This window comes from Streptomyces sp. URMC 127 (genome assembly GCF_051386535.1).
Taxonomy (GTDB): domain Bacteria; phylum Actinomycetota; class Actinomycetes; order Streptomycetales; family Streptomycetaceae; genus Streptomyces.
Genome location: NZ_JBPQTW010000404.1, coordinates 1 through 2,404 on the forward strand (window position 1 = coordinate 1; position 2,404 = coordinate 2,404).

Consider the following 2,404-nt stretch of genomic DNA (forward strand, 5'->3'; position numbering starts at 1 on the left):
CGCCCGCACCCACCGGATCAGCCCCCTCCGTATCGCCCTCACCCGCCTCCGCAGACCCGTTCGGCCCAGCCGCCTCCGCCGGTCCTTCGCCCGCTTCCGACCCGCCGCCCGGAATCCACACCCCACCGAGGACGACACCGCCGCTGTCGTCCACGAGCAGGTCCAGAGGCCGCTCCATGCCGTCCAGGACGGCCCGGGCGGCCGCGACGGGCCCCAGGGGCACCCCGAGCGCCCGGGCCACGGAGACGGCCGGCAGGGGCCCCACGGGGACGGCGGACACCGGCACGTCCGCCAGCTCGCGGCGGCGGTGCAGGACGGTCACCACGTGCAGCAGGGCGCGGTCGTCGCCGATGACGACCGGCCGCCGCCGGCCGCGCCGGGCCAGGGCGCGCTCGACCTCCTCCGGCCCTTCCGGCAGACAGATCTTGGTCGCCGCGCCGCCGCGGAGCACGTCCCTCGCGATCCGTACGGACTCGCCGTCCACGCGGCGGGCGACCGGGTCGATGACCACGAGCAGAGCCTGCTCGCCAGGGTCTGGAGCCGACACCTCGGTCCTTCCTCAGGTGCTGTTTTTCCCGGGGCACGACCCCCGGACCCCCGGTCGCGACCCGGGGCCCTGGGTCTTTCTGTTCGTCCCCCGAGCGAAATATTCGGTAATCTCTCGGTGCAAGAGCCCCTGTCGCTGTTGCGCCAGGGGCTTCGTCTATCCGGGGCACCGGTTCGACGGCTCTAGCGGTGGTGTACGCCCTGAGCAAGCGGGGTGACACCACCACGCACGTTGGACATGCCCCGCCCGGAAGGGGTGTACGCCTGTGCCCGCACTTGTGCTGCTCGGTGCTCAGTGGGGTGACGAGGGCAAGGGAAAGGCCACCGACCTCCTCGGTGGATCCGTGGACTATGTGGTGCGCTACCAAGGTGGCAACAACGCCGGCCACACGGTGGTCGTCGGCGACCAGAAATACGCGCTGCACCTCCTCCCTTCCGGGATCCTCTCGCCGGGGTGCACCCCGGTCATCGGCAACGGTGTGGTCGTCGACCCGGCGGTCCTGCTCTCCGAGCTGAGCGGGCTGAACGAGCGCGGCGTCGACACGTCCAAGCTGCTCCTCAGCGGTAACGCCCACCTGATCACGCCGTACCACACGACGGTCGACAAGGTGACGGAGCGCTTCCTCGGCAAGCGGAAGATCGGCACCACCGGCCGCGGCATCGGCCCGACCTACGCGGACAAGATCAACCGCGTCGGCATCCGCGTCCAGGACCTCTACGACGAGTCGATCCTGACGCAGAAGGTCGAGGCGGCCCTCGACTTCAAGAACCAGATCCTGGCGAAGCTCTACAACCGCCGCGCGATCGACGCCGCCCAGATCGTCGACGAGCTGCTGGGCTACGCCGAGCAGATCAAGCCGTTCGTCGCGGACACCACGCTGATCCTCAACAACGCCATCGACGAGGGCAAGGTCGTCCTCTTCGAGGGCGGCCAGGGCACGCTGCTCGACGTCGACCACGGCACGTACCCCTTCGTCACCTCCTCCAACCCGACCGCGGGCGGCGCCTGCACGGGCACGGGCGTGGGCCCGACGAAGATCAACCGCGTGATCGGCATCCTCAAGGCCTACACCACGCGCGTCGGCGCCGGCCCGTTCCCGACCGAGCTGTTCGACAAGGACGGCGAGGCGCTGCGCACCATCGGCGGCGAGCGCGGTGTGACCACCGGCCGCGACCGCCGCTGCGGCTGGTTCGACGCGGTCATCGCCCGCTACGCCACCCGCGTCAACGGCCTGACGGACTTCTTCCTCACCAAGCTCGACGTGCTCACCGGCTGGGAGCAGATCCCGGTCTGCGTCGCGTACGAGATCGACGGCAAGCGGGTCGAGGAGCTGCCCTACAGCCAGAGCGACTTCCACCACGCGAAGCCGGTCTACGAGATGCTGCCGGGCTGGAGCGAGGACATCTCCAAGGCGAAGACCTTCTCGGACCTGCCGAAGAACGCGCAGGCGTACGTGAAGGCGCTGGAGGAGATGTCGGGCGCGCCGATCTCCGCGATCGGCGTGGGCCCGGGCCGCGACGAGACGATCGAGATCAACTCGTTCCTTTCGTAGGCACACTGCTCTCAGGCGCAGCGCTCTGAACGCACCGCGCGCAGGCACGCTGCGGATGCACGGCGCCCCCGTGGCTTTCGGCCACGGGGGCGCCGTCGCGTTCAGGTGATCTTCGGGTATCAGCCGGTTTTCCGGTAGACCAGTGAGGCGTCTTTCGTGCCGGAGTCGGCGAAGTCGCGCCGCATCCGGCCGTCGGGCAGCAGGACGAGGTCCGAGGAGGAGCCGGGCTGGCAGGCCGAGGCGGGGTTCGCGTGGGTGACCCGCGAGGGGCCGAGGTGCAGCGGGCCCCCGCCGGTCCCGGCGCC

The 2,404-nt window shown here is 70.5% G+C and carries 2 protein-coding genes and 1 pseudogene; 1 reads left to right on the forward strand and 2 read right to left on the reverse strand.

Translation table 11 applies throughout. The features are described from left to right. Positions 1–547 (reverse strand): annotated as a pseudogene (locus tag ACSNOH_RS34475) (diacylglycerol kinase); the annotation flags it as partial. Positions 548–812: 265 nt separating this feature from the next. Here ACSNOH_RS34475 and ACSNOH_RS34480 point away from each other — a divergent pair. Beyond that, entirely contained in the window at positions 813–2,099 is a 1,287-nt protein-coding gene (locus tag ACSNOH_RS34480) for an adenylosuccinate synthase (RefSeq protein WP_436725391.1), read from the forward strand. 119 nt (positions 2,100–2,218) lie between these two features. Here ACSNOH_RS34480 and ACSNOH_RS34485 read toward each other — a convergent pair. Beyond that, positions 2,219–2,404 (reverse strand): hypothetical protein (locus ACSNOH_RS34485; RefSeq protein WP_436725392.1); only part of this gene is annotated, 186 nt, incomplete at its 5' end.